Source organism: Mycobacterium sp. GA-1285 (genome assembly GCF_001499905.1).
Classification (GTDB): domain Bacteria; phylum Actinomycetota; class Actinomycetes; order Mycobacteriales; family Mycobacteriaceae; genus Mycobacterium.
Genome location: NZ_LQIS01000002.1, coordinates 140,985 through 158,613, shown reverse-complemented (window position 1 = coordinate 158,613; position 17,629 = coordinate 140,985). Strand labels below are relative to the sequence as shown.

8 protein-coding genes are annotated in these 17,629 nt (G+C 67.7%); 6 read left to right on the top strand and 2 right to left on the bottom strand.

Translation table 11 applies throughout. The features are described from left to right. The first annotated feature begins 163 nt into the window (after positions 1-163). The 6 genes from fadD32 to usfY all read left to right on the top strand — a co-directional run bounded on the left by fadD32 (position 164) and on the right by usfY (position 11,023). Positions 164-2,053 carry a long-chain-fatty-acid--AMP ligase FadD32 gene (gene fadD32, locus AU193_RS02670; RefSeq protein ID WP_064420785.1) on the top strand — a complete coding sequence of 630 codons (1,890 nt, stop codon included), beginning with the start codon at positions 164-166 and terminating at the stop codon, positions 2,051-2,053. Between the two features lie 51 nt (positions 2,054-2,104). After that, positions 2,105-7,549, top strand: a complete 5,445-nt coding sequence (gene pks13, locus AU193_RS02665; RefSeq protein WP_172798200.1) for a polyketide synthase Pks13 — start codon at positions 2,105-2,107, stop codon at positions 7,547-7,549. Between the two features lie 17 nt (positions 7,550-7,566). Beyond that, positions 7,567-9,117 (top strand): acyl-CoA carboxylase subunit beta, encoded by a 1,551-nt coding sequence (locus tag AU193_RS02660; protein WP_156425092.1) that lies wholly within the window; start codon positions 7,567-7,569, stop codon positions 9,115-9,117. 154 nt (positions 9,118-9,271) lie between these two features. Continuing rightward, the gene (locus AU193_RS02655) at positions 9,272-10,282 is read left to right on the top strand and encodes a DUF4331 family protein (RefSeq protein WP_064420782.1); all 1,011 of its coding nucleotides are present in this window, start codon (positions 9,272-9,274) and stop codon (positions 10,280-10,282) included. 47 nt (positions 10,283-10,329) lie between these two features. After that, positions 10,330-10,713, top strand: coding sequence for a phage holin family protein (locus AU193_RS02650; protein WP_064420781.1), 384 nt, complete (start codon positions 10,330-10,332; stop codon positions 10,711-10,713). A 13-nt stretch (positions 10,714-10,726) separates the two neighbouring features. Then, positions 10,727-11,023, top strand: coding sequence for a protein UsfY (usfY, locus tag AU193_RS02645; protein WP_172798194.1), 297 nt, complete (start codon positions 10,727-10,729; stop codon positions 11,021-11,023). Positions 11,024-11,138: 115 nt separating this feature from the next. Here usfY and AU193_RS02640 read toward each other — a convergent pair whose 3' ends face one another. Both AU193_RS02640 and AU193_RS02635 read right to left on the bottom strand, forming a co-directional pair. Next, positions 11,139-14,336: an arabinosyltransferase domain-containing protein gene (locus tag AU193_RS02640; RefSeq protein ID WP_064420780.1), complete on the bottom strand. Its 3,198-nt coding sequence runs from the start codon at positions 14,334-14,336 to the stop codon at positions 11,139-11,141. Then, a complete protein-coding gene (locus AU193_RS02635; protein WP_064420779.1) occupies positions 14,333-17,623 on the bottom strand; it encodes an arabinosyltransferase domain-containing protein in 3,291 nt (1,096 codons plus the stop codon). Before AU193_RS02635 ends, AU193_RS02640 begins: the two co-directional genes overlap by 4 nt. Between the last annotated feature and the right edge of the window lie 6 nt (positions 17,624-17,629).

The window sequence follows — 17,629 nt, the reverse complement described above, 5'->3', positions numbered from 1 at the left end:
CCAAACCTGATTTGGACGGTGACAACCCGTCCCCTAACATTAAGAAAAAACTAAGAGCAGTAGGCGAATAGCCGACCGGTACGATTTGGCGGGGCTTGGGGGCGGCTCGGGGATCAAGTGCGAATCGGCATCGAGAAGCGTGTGCCGCTGACAGGAGAGTGCGATGGGGTTCCATAACCCGTTCATCAAGGACGGACTGATCAAGTTTCCCGACAACGGGAGCCTGGTCAAGCACGTCGAACGATGGGCGAAGGTGCGTGGAGACAAGCTCGCCTACCGGTTCCTGGACTTCTCCACCGAGCGCGACGGGGTCGCGCGCGACCTGCGCTGGGCCGACTTCGGCGCTCGTAACCGAGCGGTCGGTGCTCGTCTGCAACAGGTCACCCAGCCCGGTGACCGCGTCGCGATCCTGTGCCCGCAGAATCTCGACTACCTCGTCGCGTTCTTCGGCACCCTGTATTCGGGCCGCATCGCCGTGCCGCTGTTCGACCCCAACGAACCGGGGCACGTGGGCCGCCTGCACGCGGTGCTCGACGACTGCGAGCCGTCGGCGATCCTGACCACCACCGAAGCCGCCGAGGGGGTGCGCAAGTTCTTCCGCACCCGTCCCGCCAACCAGCGTCCGCGCGTCATCGCCGTCGACGCGGTGCCCGACGAGGTCGGCGCCACCTGGGAGCCCGTCGACGTCGACGAGCACACCATCGCCTACCTGCAGTACACCTCCGGTTCGACCCGCATCCCGACCGGCGTGCAGATCACCCACCTGAACCTCGCCACCAACGTGGTGCAGGTGATCGAGGCGCTGGAAGGTGAAGAGGGCGACCGGGGTGTGTCCTGGCTCCCGTTCTTCCACGACATGGGTCTGATCACCGTGTTGCTGTCGCCGATGATCGGCCATTACGTCACGTTCATGACCCCCGCCGCGTTCGTGCGTCGCCCGGGCCGCTGGATCCGCGAACTCGCCCGCAAGGAAGGCGACACGGGCGGGACCATTTCGGTGGCACCGAACTTCGCGTTCGACCACGCCGCGGCCCGCGGTGTGCCCAAGGACGGTGAACCGCCGCTCGACCTGTCCAACGTCAAGTGCATCCTCAACGGCAGCGAGCCGATATCCGCGGCCACCGTGCGGCGGTTCAACGAGGCGTTCGGCCCGTTCGGCTTCCAGCCCAAGGCGATCAAGCCGTCCTACGGACTGGCCGAGGCGACACTGTTCGTGTCGACGACGCCGGTGAGCGAGGAGCCGAAGATCACCCCGGTCGACCGTGACGAGCTCAACAATGGCCGCTTCGTTCCGGTCCCCGAGGATTCGCCCAAGGCCGTGCCGCAGGCCGGCGCCGGCAAGATCGGCATCGCCGAATGGGCGGTCATCGTCGACAACGACACCGCCACCGAGTTGGCCGACGGGCAGATCGGCGAGATCTGGATCAGCGGCCAGAACATGGGCACGGGTTACTGGGGCAAGCCCGAGGAGACGATTGCGACGTTCCAGAACATCCTCAAGTCGCGGACCAACCCGTCGCACGCCGAAGGGGCCGCCGACGACGCCACCTGGGTGCGCACCGGCGACCTCGGTGCCTACTACGACGGTGAGCTCTACATCACCGGTCGCGTCAAGGACCTGGTGATCATCGACGGACGCAACCACTATCCGCAGGATTTGGAGTATTCCGCGCAGGAGGCCACCAAGGCGCTGCGGACAGGGTTCGTCGCGGCGTTCTCGGTGCCCGCCAACCAATTGCCCGACGAGGTGTTCGAGAACGCCCACTCCGGACTCAAGCGCGATCCCGACGACACCTCAGAACAGCTGGTGATCGTCGGTGAGCGGGCACCGGGCGCCCACAAGCTCGACATGGGCCCCATCGCCGACGACATCCGCGCCGCGATCGCGGTGCGCCACGGCGTCACCGTCCGCGATGTGCTGCTGACCCCGGCAGGCGCGATTCCGCGCACCTCGAGCGGAAAGATCGGTCGCCGAGCGTGTCGCGCGGCCTACCTGGACGGCAGTCTGCGGAGCGGGAAGATCGCCAACGCCTTCCCCGACGAGACAGACTGAGACCAACCCCGGAATATGGCTGATACACAAGACGATTCGCAGCAACCCGAGATGCCGTCCGGCGACGACATCCAGCTCGCACCCGAGAAACCGCTCGCCGCACCCCGCACCGATATGACGGTCAACGAGATGCGGCAGTGGCTGCGCGACTGGATCGGCAATGCCACCGGCCAGTCACCCGACTCCATCAGCGAGAGCGCGCCGATGGTCGAACTCGGGTTGTCGTCGCGCGATGCCGTCGCGATGGCCAGCGACATCGAGGACCTGACCGGTGTCACGCTGACCGCCACCGTGGCGTTCCGCCACCCCACCATCGAATCGCTGGCGACGGTGATCATCGAGGGTGAGCCGGAACCCGAGGACACGGGCGACGACGACGAGGACTGGACGCGCTCACGCGACGTCGAGGACATCGCGATCGTCGGCCTGGCCACCCGATTCCCCGGCGACATGAACACCCCCGACGAGACGTGGCAGGCGCTTCTGGAGGGCCGCGACGCGATCACCGATCTGCCGGAGGGTCGCTGGGAGGAGTTCCTCGGCGAGCCGCGCATCGCCGAGCGCGTCGCCAAGGCCCGCACCCGCGGCGGTTACCTCTCCGACATCAAGGGATTCGACGCCGAGTTCTTCGCGCTGTCGAAGATGGAGGCCGACAACATCGATCCGCAGCAGCGGATGGCGCTCGAATTGACCTGGGAGGCACTGGAGAACGCGCGCATTCCCGCGTCGAGTCTGCGCGGCGCCAATGTCGGCGTCTACATCGGAAGCTCGCTGAACGACTACAGCTTCCTGGCGATGTCGGACCCCTCGGTCGCGCATCCGTACGCGATCACCGGCACGGCGAGCTCGATCATCGCCAACCGGGTTTCGTACTTCTACGACTTCCGCGGCCCCTCGGTGGCCGTCGACACCGCCTGCTCGAGTTCGCTGGTCGCCGCGCACCAAGGTGTGCAGGCGCTGCGCTCGGGTGAGGCCGACGTCGCCGTCGTGGGCGGCGTCAACGCGCTGATCACCCCGCTGGTGACGGTCGGCTTCGACGAGGTCGGCGGGGTGCTCGCGCCGGACGGCCGGATCAAGTCGTTCTCACAGGACGCCGACGGCTACGCCCGTTCCGAGGGCGGCGGCATGCTCGTGCTCAAGCGGGTTTCCGACGCCCGGCGCGACGGTGACGAGATCTTCGCCGTCATCGCCGGCAGCGCGGTCAACCACGACGGCCGGTCCAACGGGCTGCTCGCGCCGAACCCGGACGCGCAGGCCGAGGTGCTGCGCAAGGCGTACAAGGACGCCGGCATCAACCCGCGCCTCGTCGACTACATCGAGGCGCACGGCACCGGCACCATCCTCGGTGACCCGATCGAGGCCGACGCGCTGGGCCGCGTCGTCGGCAGGGGCCGCCCGGCCGACAAGCCCGCGCTGCTGGGTGCGATCAAATCCAATGTGGGACATCTGGAGTCGGCGGCGGGCGCGGCGAGCCTGGCGAAGATGGCGTTGGCCCTGCGCAACGACAAGATCCCACCGTCGATCAACTACACCGGCCCCAACCCCTACATCGACTTCGACGGCGTGCACCTCAAGGTCGCCGACACCGTCACCGACTGGCCCCGATACAGCGGGTACGCGATCACCGGCGTCTCCGGTTTCGGTTTCGGCGGCGCCAACGCCCACCTGGTGTTGCGTGAGGTGCTGCCGTCGGACCTCGTCGAGCCCGAACCGGAGCCGGAACCCGAAGCCGTGCAGGACAAGTCGTCCGACGCCAACGCCGTCTATATCGGCGGGGTGCGGATGGACGAGTTCGGTGAGTTCGTCGATGATGACGACGACGCTCTGGACCGCCCAGCCCACGCACTGCAGGACGAGCCCGAACTCCCCGGCCTGACCGACGCTGCCAAGCGGCTACTCGAGACCGCCCGCGAGGAGATGGCAGCCGGCGAACAGCCGACACCTGTTGTGCCGCTGGCCGTCTCGGGATTTCTGACGTCGCGGAAGAAGGCGACGGCGGCCGAGCTGGCCGACTGGATTGACAGCCCGGAGGGGCGCGCGTCGTCGCTGGAGTCGATCGGCCGCGCGCTGTCACGGCGCAACCACGGGCGCTCGCGCGCCGTGGTGCTGGCCCACGATCACGACGAGGCCATCAAGGGGCTGCGCTCGGTGGCCGAGGGTAAGCAGCACCCGAGCGTGTTCAGCGCCGACGGCCCGGTCACCAACGGACCCGTCTGGGTGTTGGCCGGTTTCGGCGCTCAGCACCGCAAGATGGGCAAGAACCTGTATCTGCGCAACGAGGTGTTCGCCGAGTGGATCAACAAGGTCGACGCCCTCATCCAGGATGAACGCGGTTATTCGATCCTGGAGCTGATCCTCGACGACGCGGTCGACTACACCAACGAGACCTGCGAATACCCGATCGAGGTCGTCCAGACCGTCATCTTCGCCCTGCAGATCGCTCTCGGTGAGCTGCTCAAGCACCACGGCGCGAAACCCGCTGCGGTGGTGGGCCAGTCGCTCGGCGAGGCGGCCGCCGCGTACTTCGCCGGCGGGCTGTCGCTGGAGGACGCCACTCGGGCCATCTGTTCGCGTGCTCACCTCATGGGTGAGGGCGAGGCGATGCTGTTCGGCGAGTGGATCCGGTTGATGGCGCTGGTCGAGTATTCGGCCGACGAAATCGTCGGGGTGTTCAGAGAGACCGAAGCCTTCAAGGACCTCGAGGTGTGCGTGTACGCCGCGCCCACCCAGACCGTCATCGGCGGTCCGCCCGACCAGGTCGACGCGATCATCGAGCGCTGCGAGGAGGAGGGCAAGTTCGCCCGGAAGATGCAGACCAAGGGCGCCAGCCACACCTCGCAGATGGATCCGCTGCTCGGTGAACTGGCAGCCGAACTGGTCGGCATCGAACCGCACCCGACCAAGATCGGTTACTTCTCGACCGTGCACGAGGGTCGCTACATCCGGCCCGGCGAGACCATCCACGACGTCGACTACTGGAAGAAGGGGCTGCGCCACAGCGTCTACTTCACCCACGGCATCCGCAACGCCGTCGACAACGGCCACACGACGTTCTTGGAGTTGGCGCCCAATCCGGTGGCGCTCATGCAGGTCGGCCTGACGACCGCGGCGGCCGGCCTGCACGACGCCCAGCTCATCGCGACGCTGGCGCGCAAGCAGGACGAGGTCGACTCGATGACCGCTGCGATGGCCCAGCTGTTCGTCTACGGCCACGATCTGGACTTGCGCACGCTGTTCCCGCGGCGGTCCACGGGGCTGGCCGGGGCATTGGATTTCGCGAACATCCCGCCGACCCGCTTCAAACGCAAACCGCACTGGCTCGATGCGCGGTTCACCGGCGACAGTTCGGTGATGATGCCGGGTAACCATGTCGCCACCCCGGACGGCCGGCACGTCTGGGAGTACGCGCCCAAGGGTGAGCCGGACCTGGCGGCGCTGGTGAAAGCCGCTGCGGCACAGGTCATCCCCGATGCCAAGCTGGCCGCCTCCGAACAGCGCGCGGTCCCCGGTGAGGGTGCGCGGCTGGTGACGACCCTGACCCGTCATCCCGGCGGGGCCAGCGTGCAGGTGCACGCGCGTATCGACGAGTCCTTCACCCTGGTGTACGACGCCGTGGTCAGCCGTAACGGCGCCGCGGGAGCACTGCCCGTTGCGATCGCGACGGGAGCAACTGTGGCCGAACAGGTTTCGACGGCACCCGCAGACGAGCCCGAGGAAGACGCCGAGATCCTGCAGGACAATCTGACCCAGGGTGCTGGCATGGGTGCCGGCTTCGCCAAGTGGTCGCCGGACTCCGGCGAGACGATCCACGACCGGCTCGGCGCGATCGTCGGCGGCGCAATGGGTTACGAGCCCGAGGACCTGCCGTGGGAGGTGCCGCTGATCGAGCTCGGGCTGGACTCGCTGATGGCCGTGCGGATCAAGAACCGGGTCGAGTACGACTTCGACCTGCCGCCGATCCAGCTGACCGCGGTGCGCGACGCGAACCTGTACGCGGTCGAGAAGCTGATCCAGTACGCGATCGAGCACCGCGACGAGGTCGACCAACTCGCCGAGCACCAGAAGACCAAGACCGCCGAGGAGATCGCCGCCGAACAGGCCGAGTTGATGGGTGGTGCGACCACCGTCGCCGAACTCGAGCAGGTGCTGGCCGAGAAGACCGGCATCGCCTCGGAGGTGACCAGCGCGGGCACCGCGACGGCCTCTGACATTCCCGCGCCGCCCACCGACCCGAGCGGCCCCGCCGTTCCGCCGCCGCCCACCGACCCGGCGGGTCCGAACATCCCGCCGCCGCCGACGGATCCGAGCGGACCCTCAGAGTCGACGGTCGCGGCCGCCAGCAAGATCCTCACCCAGGAGGCGGTCACCGAGGCGCTGGGCTCCGACGTGCCACCGCGGGACGCCGCCGAACGCGTCACGTTCGCGACGTGGGCGATCGTGACCGGCAAGTCGCCGGGCGGCATCTTCAACGATTTGCCCGCGGTCGACGAGGCCACCGCGACCAAGATCGCCGAGCGGCTGACCGAGCGCGTCGACGAGGGCACTGTCACCGCCGACGACGTGCGCACCGCGAAGACGATCGAGGAGCTGGCCACCACCGTCCGCGAGTACCTCGAAGGCGGCAAGGTCGACGGCTTCGTGCGGACGATCCGAGCGCCGCAGGACGATTCGAACCGGATCCCGGTGTTCGTCTTCCACGCCGCGGGCGGCTCCACCGTCGTCTACGAGCCCCTGCTCAAGCGGTTGCCCGCCGACACCCCGATGTACGGCATCGAGCGTGTCGAGGGCTCCATCGAGGAGCGCGCCCGCGAGTACGTGCCGAAGCTGTTGGAGCTCAACGGCTGGACCGACGGCAAACAGGGCAAGCCGTTCATCCTCGCCGGCTGGTCGCTGGGCGGGGTGCTCGCCTACGCGTGCGCGATCGGGCTCAAGCAGGCGGGCGCCGACGTACAGTTCGTCGGTCTGATCGACGCGGTGCGCCCCAGCGAGGAGATCCCGCAGACCAAGGAGGAGACCCGCGCCCGCTGGGACCGCTACGCCCGCTTCGCCGAGCGTACGTTCAACGTCGAGATCCCCGAGATCCCCTACGAGGAACTCGAGGCGCTCGACGACGAGGGTCAGGTCAAGTACGTCCTCGACGTGGTGAGCCGAAGTGGGGTGCAGATCCCGGGCGGCATCATCGAGCACCAGCGCACGTCGTACCTGGATCAGCGGGCCATCGACACCGCCGCGATCAAGCCGTACGACGGCAAGGTCACGCTCTATATGGCCGACCGCTACCACGACGACGCGATCTACTTCGAGCCGCGCTACGCCACCCGCCAGCCCGACGGCGGCTGGAGCGAGTTCGTCTCCGAGCTGGAGGTCGTGCCGATCGGGGGTGAGCACATCCAGGTGATCGACGAGCCGTACATTGCGAAGGTCGGGGCGCATATGAGCGAGGCGATCAACCAGATCGAGGCCGACCACGAGGATCAGGAGAAGCAGGCGAAGTGACCACTGAAGCCACTCCCATCCGGACGAAGACCACCGCGGAACTGCTCGCCGAACTCCGCGAGAAGCTGGAGCAGGCCAAGGAGCCCGGCGGGGAGAAGGCGGTCGCCAAGCGGGAGAAGAAGGGCATTCCGAGCGCCCGCGCGCGCATCCACGCCCTCGTCGATCCGGGCAGCTTCCTCGAGATCGGTGCGCTGGCTAAGACGCCGGGTGATCCGAACGCGCTGTTCGGTGACGGGGTGGTGACCGGTCACGCCCGGATCAACGGCAGGCCGGTCGGCGTGTTCAGCCACGACCAGACGGTCTTCCAGGGTTCGGTCGGCGAGATGTTCGGGCGCAAGGTGGCCAAGCTGATGGAGTGGGTGGCGATGGTCGGCTGCCCGATCATCGGTATCAACGACTCGGCGGGCGCGCGGATCCAGGACGCGGTGACGTCGTTGGCGTGGTACGCCGAGCTGGGCCGCCGCCACGAGTTGCTGCGCGGACTCGTTCCCGAAATCTCGATCATCCTCGGCAAATGCGCTGGGGGAGCGGTGTATTCGCCGATCCAGACGGATCTGGTGGTCGCCGTGCGCGATCAGGGCTACATGTTCGTCACCGGACCCGACGTCATCAAGGACGTCACCGGTGAGGATGTGTCGCTCGACGAGCTCGGCGGGGCCGACGCACAGGCCCGCTACGGCAACATCCATCAGGTCGTGGAGAGCGAGGCCGCGGCGTTCCAGTACGTGCGCGACTATCTGGAGTTCCTGCCCGCCAACACCTTCGACGACCCGCCGATCGTCAACCCGGGCCTGGAACCGGAGCTGACGCCGCACGACTACGAGCTCGACTCGATCGTGCCCGACAGCGACAACATGGCCTATGACATGCACGAGATTCTGCTGCGGATCTTCGACGACGGCGACGTCTTCGATGTGGCCGAGCAGCAGGGTCCCGCGATCATCACCGCGTTCGCGCGCGTCGACGGCCACCCGGTCGGGGTGATCGCCAACCAGCCGATGCACCTGTCCGGGTCGATCGACAACGAGGCCTCCGACAAGGCGGCGCGGTTCATCCGGTTCTGCGACTCCTACAACCTGCCGTTGGTTTTCGTGGTCGACACCCCCGGCTTCATGCCCGGCGTCGCCCAGGAGAAGGGCGGCATCATCAAGCGTGGCGGCCGCTTCCTCAACGCCGTGGTCGAGGCCGACGTGCCGAAGGTGACCATCACGATTCGCAAGTCCTACGGCGGCGCATACGCGGTGATGGGTTCCAAGCAGCTGTCGGCGGACCTGAACTTCGCGTGGCCGACCGCGCGTATCGCGGTGATCGGTGCCGAGGGTGCGGCGCAGCTGCTGGTGAAGCGGTTCCCCGACCCGACGGCACCCGAGGTGCAGAAGATACGGCAGGACTTCATCGAGGGTTACAACTTGAACATGGCCACGCCGTGGATCGCCGCCGAGCGCGGCTTCATCGACGCGGTGATCCAGCCGCACGAAACCCGGCTGCTCCTACGCAAGTCGCTGAACCTGTTGCGGGACAAGCAGATCACCCGAGTGCAGCGCAAGCACGGTTTGACACCGATCTAAACCCGCCATCTCCGCGAGCGTGCGGGTCTGCACACGACACGCCGCGGAAAAGCAGCGCGTTGCGCACCCTGGTGACCGCGCCACCGTGCGCATCGGCATGCACGACGCCCCACTTCTCAGGACGTAACCGGCCCCGTGCGGTTTGATTGACGCTGTGTCGAACCATTTCACGGGCCTGAGCCTCGGTCCGCCGCTGGGCGATCAGCGGCTTGACCTCTGCGATCTGTACGCCTTCCAGTCACCCGCCGATCCCACTCGAACCGTGCTCATTCTCAACGCGAATCCGAACGCAGACGCGCTGCATCCTGACGCCGTTTACCGGCTGGCCATCGACAACGACGGTGACCTGCGCAACGACATCGCGTTCAGCTTCGTCTTCTCGCCTCCGCAGGACGGCCGGCAGACCGTCAACGTCTCGCTGGCAACAGGTGATGAGGCCGAGGAGCCCGAAGCCGTGGGCGAGAAGATCTTCGACACCGTCGATGTCTCGTTCGGCAACACTCCCTCCATCGCTCACTCGGGCGCTTTCACGTTGTTCGCAGGGGCGCGCAGCGACGCGTTCTTCTTCGACTTCGACGGCATCAAGAACCTGTTCGACATCTCCGGAGCGCGAAACTTCACAGCGCCTCGCCCCGGCGCGCTGGGCGGCGAATCACCATGGACTGGAAAGGATTCCAACGCCACTGCCAACGTCTTCTCGATGGTCCTGGAGCTACCGACGGCCTATCTGGGTGCGGACCCGGACATCCGGATCTGGGGACGATGCAGCGTGCGCCAAGACGGCGAGCTCCACCATGTCGACCGGGCCGGCCATCCGTCGGTCAGCAGCTTCTTCAACACCGACGACACCAAGTTGGAGTACAACGCCAGCGAACCCATCGACGACCGAGCACGATGGATCGGCCAATTCATCCACCTGATGGGACACACCGGCGGCTACACGCGGGAAGAAGCCATCGCGGCGATCGATGACGAAGGCACCCTGCCAGACATGTTGACCTTCAACCCGTCCAAACCGGCGAAGTACCCCAATGGCCGGACATTCACCGACGACGTCATCGACTACCGCCTGGCCTTCCTGACCAAAGGCGAATGCCCGCCCAGCGGTCTGAGCCCCCACACCGACACCCTGACCGAGTTTCCATACCTGGGTCCACCGCACTGATCGGCTGGGCCTTCCCAGCGGTCGAACGGCGGCCTACGCTTGACGCTATGGACAGGCAAGTCCTGGTGCGCGCCATCGCGCTGCTGGGCTCCTGGGCCGTCGGACTACTGGTGGCGGCCTGGGTGGTGCCGGGAGTGTCCGTGACCGTGCCGGCCTTCGTCGTCGCCGTGCTGGTGTTCTCGGTTGGCCAGGCGCTGACGTCGCTGGTCCTGCTGAAGCTGCCGCATGACTATGCGTCGCTTCTGCTCGGCGGCGCAGGGTTGGCGCTGACCCTTCTCGGGCTGGCGGTCGCCGCCGCGCTGACCCATGGGCTGACCGTCAACGGGTTCGCGGCGTGGTTGACCACGACGCTGTTGGTGTGGCTGGTGACGACCATCGGCGCCATCAGCCTGCCCGAGATGCTGGCTCGCGAGCGTATCGACCAAACCTGACAAGGGAGTTGTGATGGGAACCACGCATCACGATCCGACGGATCACCATCGGACCACGCAACCCCACGCCGGCATCTTCATGAAGGACAACTTCTACTGGCCCGGCTTGATCCTGCTGGCGCTGTCGGCGGCGGCGATGATCGCTACGGTCGCCGTCGCGGCGTATGGACACTACGAGTGGCTCGGCTCGACGGTGCTCATCGCCGTACTGGCCGCGCTCGCCGGTGCACTGTGGATCGTCGTCGAGAACCGCCGCGTGCTTCGCCTCGAGAAGCACTGGGACGCAAGCGGACGCGGGACAATCGGCTGAGGACGACCCTGCGCGAAGTCGCTGCCGAGCGTGCGCAAAGTCGCTGCCGAGCGTGCGCAAAGTGGTTTGATCTAGCGGCGTGTCGTGTGCAGGCTCGCACGCTCGCGGCGGTTGGTTACGGCTTGATGCGGATGTGGCCCGGGCTGTACAGACCGCTGCGCGTGGCCGTGCCGAAATCGAGTGTTGCCGGCGTCGCCCCCTGCGCCTCAGGAGTCATCTCGAACCGGCGCAGCGAGCCCCAGTCCCGACCCCAGTCCTCCGACAGGTACGTCGCCATCACGTGCGCGCGCAGCAGCAGATCCGTGATGCCCAGCAGGCCGCCGTTGAGGCCGTCCTGCCACGTGTCGGTGTCCTTGCGTTTGGCGTTGTAGTCCGGAGTTATGCGGAATTTCGGAATCTCGGTGACGCCGTTGGCGTGCAGCATCGGCTGCTGGCACGGGAACGCCAGGCCGACGGCCCAGTCCATCAGCACCGGCTGCTCCGATCCCACATACTCCTGCACCGACCGCAGTTCGGGCACCCGTGGCGGAGTAACCGCCAGCCAGTCGCCCGGCGTGAGCGAAAGGTCTTCGGCGACAATACGTACGGCAATCGCGTCGGTGGGAATGTTCGCGCGGGGGAAGCGCAGATTGCGCCAGGACGGGATCGGACCGAGGTCGTAGGGCACCATCCGGCCGGCGGGTAGCAGCGCACCGTCCGGACCCCGACGCGCGTACTCCAACTCGACCGTCTCGCCTTCGGTGCGCCCGTTGAACACGCTGTCACCGGTGATGGTTCCGGCGGCGGTGACCACGACGAGCGGATGTGCGTCGTCGGGGGCCGGTAGTTCGTACCAGGCCGACGTCAACCTGCTTTGCTGCTGGGGCCCCTCGACATAGGTGCCCGCCAACGGCACCCGGTTCGGGTCGAGCCCGTACGGCAGCGGCACCGTGGAGCCGTTGACGCCGGGGTCCTTCAGCTTGGTGGGCTGGTCCCAGTCGTAATCGGTGCCGGGCATCGGCAGATTCACCCGGATGGCCTCGGCGACAATCTTTTCCGGCACACCGTCGGCGGTGAACCCGACGGGACCGACACCGCCCAGCGGACCCAACGGTCCGTACTGCCCGGGCAGCGCCGTCAGGAAACCTTCGTTGGCGTCGGGCTCGACGAGCACGTCGTCGGCCAGGCCGCAACCACCGGCGAAGGCGCGCAGGTTGGCCCACGCGTTCGAATAGGTGGGGTACTGGCGAACCGCACCGACGAGCATCGAACCGACGAAAACCATCACCATGAAGCCCGCGACGACCGGGATGGGCGCCGCGGTCAGCGCGCGGGCGATGCGCCCTTCTCCACGGGTTCGCGACGAGAAGTGCAGCCACGCCGCCCATATCGCCGCGATCACGAACAGCGCGAAGAAGATCGTGCTGATCGTGATCCCACCGATGGCCGGTTCGTCGTTGTTGAACGGAACGCCGTAACTGGACACGTACCACCAGCCGTTGGTGGTCGCGAAACACAGTGCGACGACGAACAACACGGCGGCCAGGAACGCCATCCGGTTGCGCGACCACTTCAGCACGGCGGGCGACACCAGCACGGTCGCCAGCGCCGCCATCGCGGCCCCGACCGCGGCGAACAGTCCGAAGTGATGCACCCACTTGGTGGGGGTGAACATCAGGAAGAACACCGTGCCCAGAATGATCCCGATCAGCCGCCACGCGGGACCCCGCGCCACACCGGGCACCCGCCCACGCCGCAACAGGATGAACATCGAGGCGAACAGCGACAGCGCGGTGATCAGGAAGCCGAACCGACGCGACAGCGACCCGTCCACCGTCGGCAGGATCAGGTAGTAGTAGCGCAGGTTCTCGGTGTACCACTCCTGGTTCGGGCCGATGGCGGTGCGAATCCTTGTGGCCTCCAACACCGTTGCGATGGTCTGGTCGAAGAACACGACCGTCAGGATCACCGTGCCCGCGGCCAGCAGCGGCAGCACCAGCGGCCAGACGCCCACCACCTGACGCCGACGCACGAGGATGCGCAGCAGCGGTCGGCCGCCTGCCAGCAGCGCGGCGACCGCGATCAGGCCCGTCGGCTGGATGCCGAGCGTGAACGCCGCCGTCATGATCGCGAACGCCGCGGGAGTGAGCCGTCCGGAGATGATGGCCCGCTCGATCAGCACGTACGTGATCAGCGCGCCGGTGGCGATCTGGCCCTCCGGGCGCAGGCCGTTGTTGAACGGCATCCACGCCGCCAGCAGCACCAGCCCCGCCGCCCACAGCGCAGGCTTGCTCGCGGCAACGGCCGGACCGAGTCGAGGCAACACCTCGCGAGACAGCAACAGCCAGCACACGATTCCGCACACCAGGTCCGGCAGCCGCATCCAGATGCTGGCGTCGCTGACGCTGGTCATCATCGCCAGCAGGTTGTAGTACCAGCCGAACGGGTCCTCGGGGCTGCCGAACCACCGGAAGTAGTTCGACATGTAGCCCGCGTGACCGGCCACGCGTGCCATGGCCAGGATGTAGCCGTCGTCGGAGGAGTTGGCGCCGATCACGTGCCAGACCGCGAAGCCTCCGATGACCACGACGTCGGTGGGGGTGAACGTCCGCCATCGCTGCGGGATCAGCCGCCGCATCCGCCTGCCGTCCATCCGGTCCAGGCGCCACAGCGCGAGCAGCGCGATCGCCGTCGACACGATGGCCAGCACCATCGCCGTCAGCTTCAACGGCGTCGGCTCGGTGGTGAACCGGGTGTCGATCTCTGCCGACAGGCTCAACCCCGGCGGGGCGGGACCGGTCAGGTCGGTGAACACGCCGACGATCGCGGGCCGCAGGTTCGGGTCGGGGAAACCGGTGTACTGCGGCGAGCCGTCCGGCTTGGTCAGCCCGACGAAGGTCGCGAACGTGCCCTCCTCGGAGGAGGTGATCTCGATGCGCGAGCAGCCCGGGGCTTGCCCGGTTCCGACCACCCGGGCCCGAGGGACGCTGGCCACCACCACATTTCGGTCGGTGATGTCGACGCGTTGCGGGTTGACCGTGACGAACAGAGCCTGCAGCGCGGCCTGCTTACCGTCCTTCGGCGCGGTGCCCAACACCATTCCGCCGCGCGGAGGCAGTGTGCGGATCACCTCGCACGGCACCGTCACCGACATCCGCACGGGCGTCTGTGTGATAAATGGCGCCGTGACGCTGTTCAGCCGGTCCTGTTGCGGCCAGTTCAGCGTCGCGGTGGTCTGTTCCACCGGAAGCAGGGGCGTGGCCACCGACAGCACGAATCCGATCAGTCCCGCGATCGCCGCCACCCAGCGGGCGACCCTCACCTCAGATCTCATGGCAGCGCCCTGATCGGTCCGTTACGGCTCCAACCGAAGACGCGCACCGTCCCCTGTTCGACGACGGCGTCCGGCGCCTCGGATTCGGGCACCACCCGGACATAGCGCTCGATCGAACCCCAGTCCCGATACCAGTCGTCACGCAGGTAGGTGGGGACGGTCGAGGTGCGCAACAGCGCTTGGATGAACAGGAACGGGCCGCCGTCCTGGGCCGATTGCCACTGGTTCGAGGACACGACCACCTGCTTGAGGTTCGGAAGGATGCGGTACTCGGGCAATTGGGCGATGCCGAGGCGCTGGGAGAACGGGTGCTGGCAGGGGAAGTTCGCGGCGGTTGCGATGTCCATCAGCACCGGTGTCTGCGAGCCGAGGAACTGCTGCGCGGTGACGAGCACCGGGACCCGTGGCGGGGTGAACGCGAACCACTGGTCGGTGGACAGGTTGGGGTCGTCGGCGACGATGCGCGCGACGTTCGCCTCCGGTGGGGCCCATGCGAGCGGGAAACGCAGGTTGCGCCAAGCTTTTTGAGGCCCGGGTCCGATGTCGATCGGTTGCACCTCGGCCAGCGGCTGATAACTGCCGTCGGGGCGGTGCACGCCCCACTGCAACTTCAGCGACTGCCCGTAATTGAACGAGCCGTCCTCTTCGTAGAACCAGATCGCACCCGCGGCCGCGACGGTGACCAGCGGCCGGTCCGGTGTGCGTGCCGGCAGCTGGTACCACGCCGACGTCACCTTGGCGGCGACGGAATTCTCGTCGTAGCTGCCCATCACGGGGGTGCGTTCGGGGTCGAGGCCGAACGGCAGGAACACGTTCGAACCGTTCACCCCGACGGGTCCGTAACCGCCGCCGGTGCCCGCGGCGAAACCGATGCCGATGTTCGGTTCGTTCGGCGACCCGTCGGAATTGACCGTGCCCGGGTTGGCGGTGATCGGTTCGGGCGGTTCGAGCGTGTCGCTGACGCCGTTGGGATTGAAGCCGACCGGGTCCTCGCCGCCGAGCGGGCCGTACTCACCGAACCGCTGGCCCGGAACGGGTTGCAGCAGACCGGCGTTCGTGTCGGGTTCGACGAGCACGTCGTCGGCCATCGCGCAACTGGCGTCCGAGAGCCCCGACTTCAGTGCGGAGAAGTTCGCCTTCGCGGTGGTGTAGACGGGGTACCGCTGCACGGCGCCCTTGGCCATGGAGCCGACCTCGAGCACCACCATGATCGCCGCGACCACGAGCAGCGGCGTCGAGGCCAGCACGCGGTTTCGCTTGGTGTCGGCGACCTCCGTGTGCCCCGCGTAGTCCATGCGGAAGTGCAGCCACCCCGCGAGCAGGCCGGTGAGGATCGCCAGCGCGAGGAAGATCCCGGTCACCGGGATACCGGCGATCACCGGCTGCTTGTCGAACCACGGCACGCCGTAGTTGCCGATGTAGAACCAGCCGTTGATACCCGATGTCGCCCAAGCCAATACGAACAGCAGCGCGGTGACGTAGAGCGCGAGGTTGCGACGGCTGTGCAGCCCGACGCGGCCGAACGCGAACGCCGTCACCGCTCCGAGCGCACCCGCCAGCCCGGCGAACGCGCCGAACTGCACGGCCCACTTCGTGGGTGTGAACGTCAGCAGCAGGAGGCCGACCGCCGTCGCCGCTATCAGGCGCCACACCGGGCCGCGCGCCATGCCGGGGACACCGCCGCGCCGCAGCAGCACCGCGAGCATCCCGAACAGACAGAGCAACAGCACCAGCACCGCGAAGCGCCGGGTCAGCGACGAGTCGACGCTGTCTTCGACGGTGAGGAAGTAGTAGCGCAGGAACTCCTGGTACCACGCGATCGTCGGGCCGACGACGTACTTGATGCGGGCCGACTCCGCGACGGTGGCCAGGGTCTGGTCGCGGAACACCACCACGAAGATCAGCGCCAGCGCGGACAGCAGCGCAGCCAGGGGCGCCAGGACACCGTCCACCGGACGGCGCGCGCGGATCGTGCGCACGACCGCGCGGGCCCCGACCAGCAGGGGCGCGATCGCGATCAAGCCCTGCGGCGCGAGCGTCACGCTGAACACCGCGACGACGATCGCCAGCGCGGCCGGCCACGTCCGACGGGTGGCGACGGCGTTCTCCACCAGCACCCACACGGCGACCGTTCCGAACGCGATGAGCGGCTCGGGTCGCAGGCCGTTGTTGAACGGCAGCCACGCCGCCAGGAACACCGCTGCGGCCGTCCACACCGTCACCCGGTTGGCGGCGAGCCGACGGCCGAGGCGGGGCAGGATGCAGCGGCTGACGATCAGCCAGGTGCCGATGGCCGCCAGCGTCGCAGGCAGCCGCATCCACACACCCGCGGTGCTGATCGAGGCGAGCGCTGCGAGCAGGGACTGGTACCAGTCGAACGGGGCCTCCGTGGCGCCGAAGAAGCGGTAGTAGTTCGCGGTGTAGCCGGCGTCGGCCGAAACTCGGGCGATGGTGAGGTTGTAGCCGTCGTCCGAGGACAGGGCGCCGATGACGTGCCACAGCAGCAACGTGCCCACAACGGCCAGATCAGCCACCCAGTGCCAGAAGCCGACGCGCCAGAACCGCCGCCAGGCGCGCGCCACGCGTCGGCCGCTGCGGAGCCCAATGTCGCCGCCGGAGCGGCTCCGGCGGTCCAACACCGCCAACGCCACGATCGACGCGATCACGCACACGACTCCGAGCGCCATCACGGCGAGTTTGAGTGCGGTGGGCGAGGTGATGAACCGCGTGTCGACGTCGATGCGCACCGACAGGCCCTCTTGCGCCGGCACTTCCATATCGGTGAATACGCCGGCGACCTGCGGCTTCTCCTCGGCGGGCAGGGTCCCCGCGGCCCCGGGCAGTCCGATGAAGTCGGCGCCGGCCTCACCCGCGTTGGCCCAGATGTGCAGCGTGCTGCAGGCGCCGCCCTCCACGGCCGGCCGCGGTGCGACCGCTGCGACGGAGTCGCGGAACGCGACGACGACCACGTCGGAGGTCGCGCGAACGAACAGCCCGTTGCGGCTCGCGTCGATGCCGCCCGGCGGAACGGTCGCCAGCACCAGGCCGCCGTCATCGGGCAGGGTGGCGACGGCCTGGCAGGGTATCGAGATGTCGAGGGCCTGCGGCGCGCCGGACACCAGCGGGGCGGTGATGTCGGTGACGAACCCGTCGGGTCCGGCGCCCTGCGGCCACAGGATGGTCGCGGTCGCCTGTTTGACCGGCAGCAGCGGGACCAGCCCACACAGCAGCACACCGGCGATGCCTGCCACGACGGCGATCAGACGCGCGATTCGATGGGCAGGCACGAGCGT

Excerpts from the sequence above, each read along its gene's own strand:
- usfY (WP_172798194.1), top strand. The coding sequence starts at position 10,727 with ATGGGAACCACGCATCACGATCCGACGGATCACCATCGGACCACGCAA.
- pks13 (WP_172798200.1), top strand. The coding sequence starts at position 2,105 with ATGCCGTCCGGCGACGACATCCAGCTCGCACCCGAGAAACCGCTCGCC.
- AU193_RS02640 (WP_064420780.1), bottom strand. The coding sequence starts at position 14,336 with ATGAGATCTGAGGTGAGGGTCGCCCGCTGGGTGGCGGCGATCGCGGGA.
- AU193_RS02650 (WP_064420781.1), top strand. The coding sequence starts at position 10,330 with ATGGACAGGCAAGTCCTGGTGCGCGCCATCGCGCTGCTGGGCTCCTGG.
- fadD32 (WP_064420785.1), top strand. The coding sequence starts at position 164 with ATGGGGTTCCATAACCCGTTCATCAAGGACGGACTGATCAAGTTTCCC.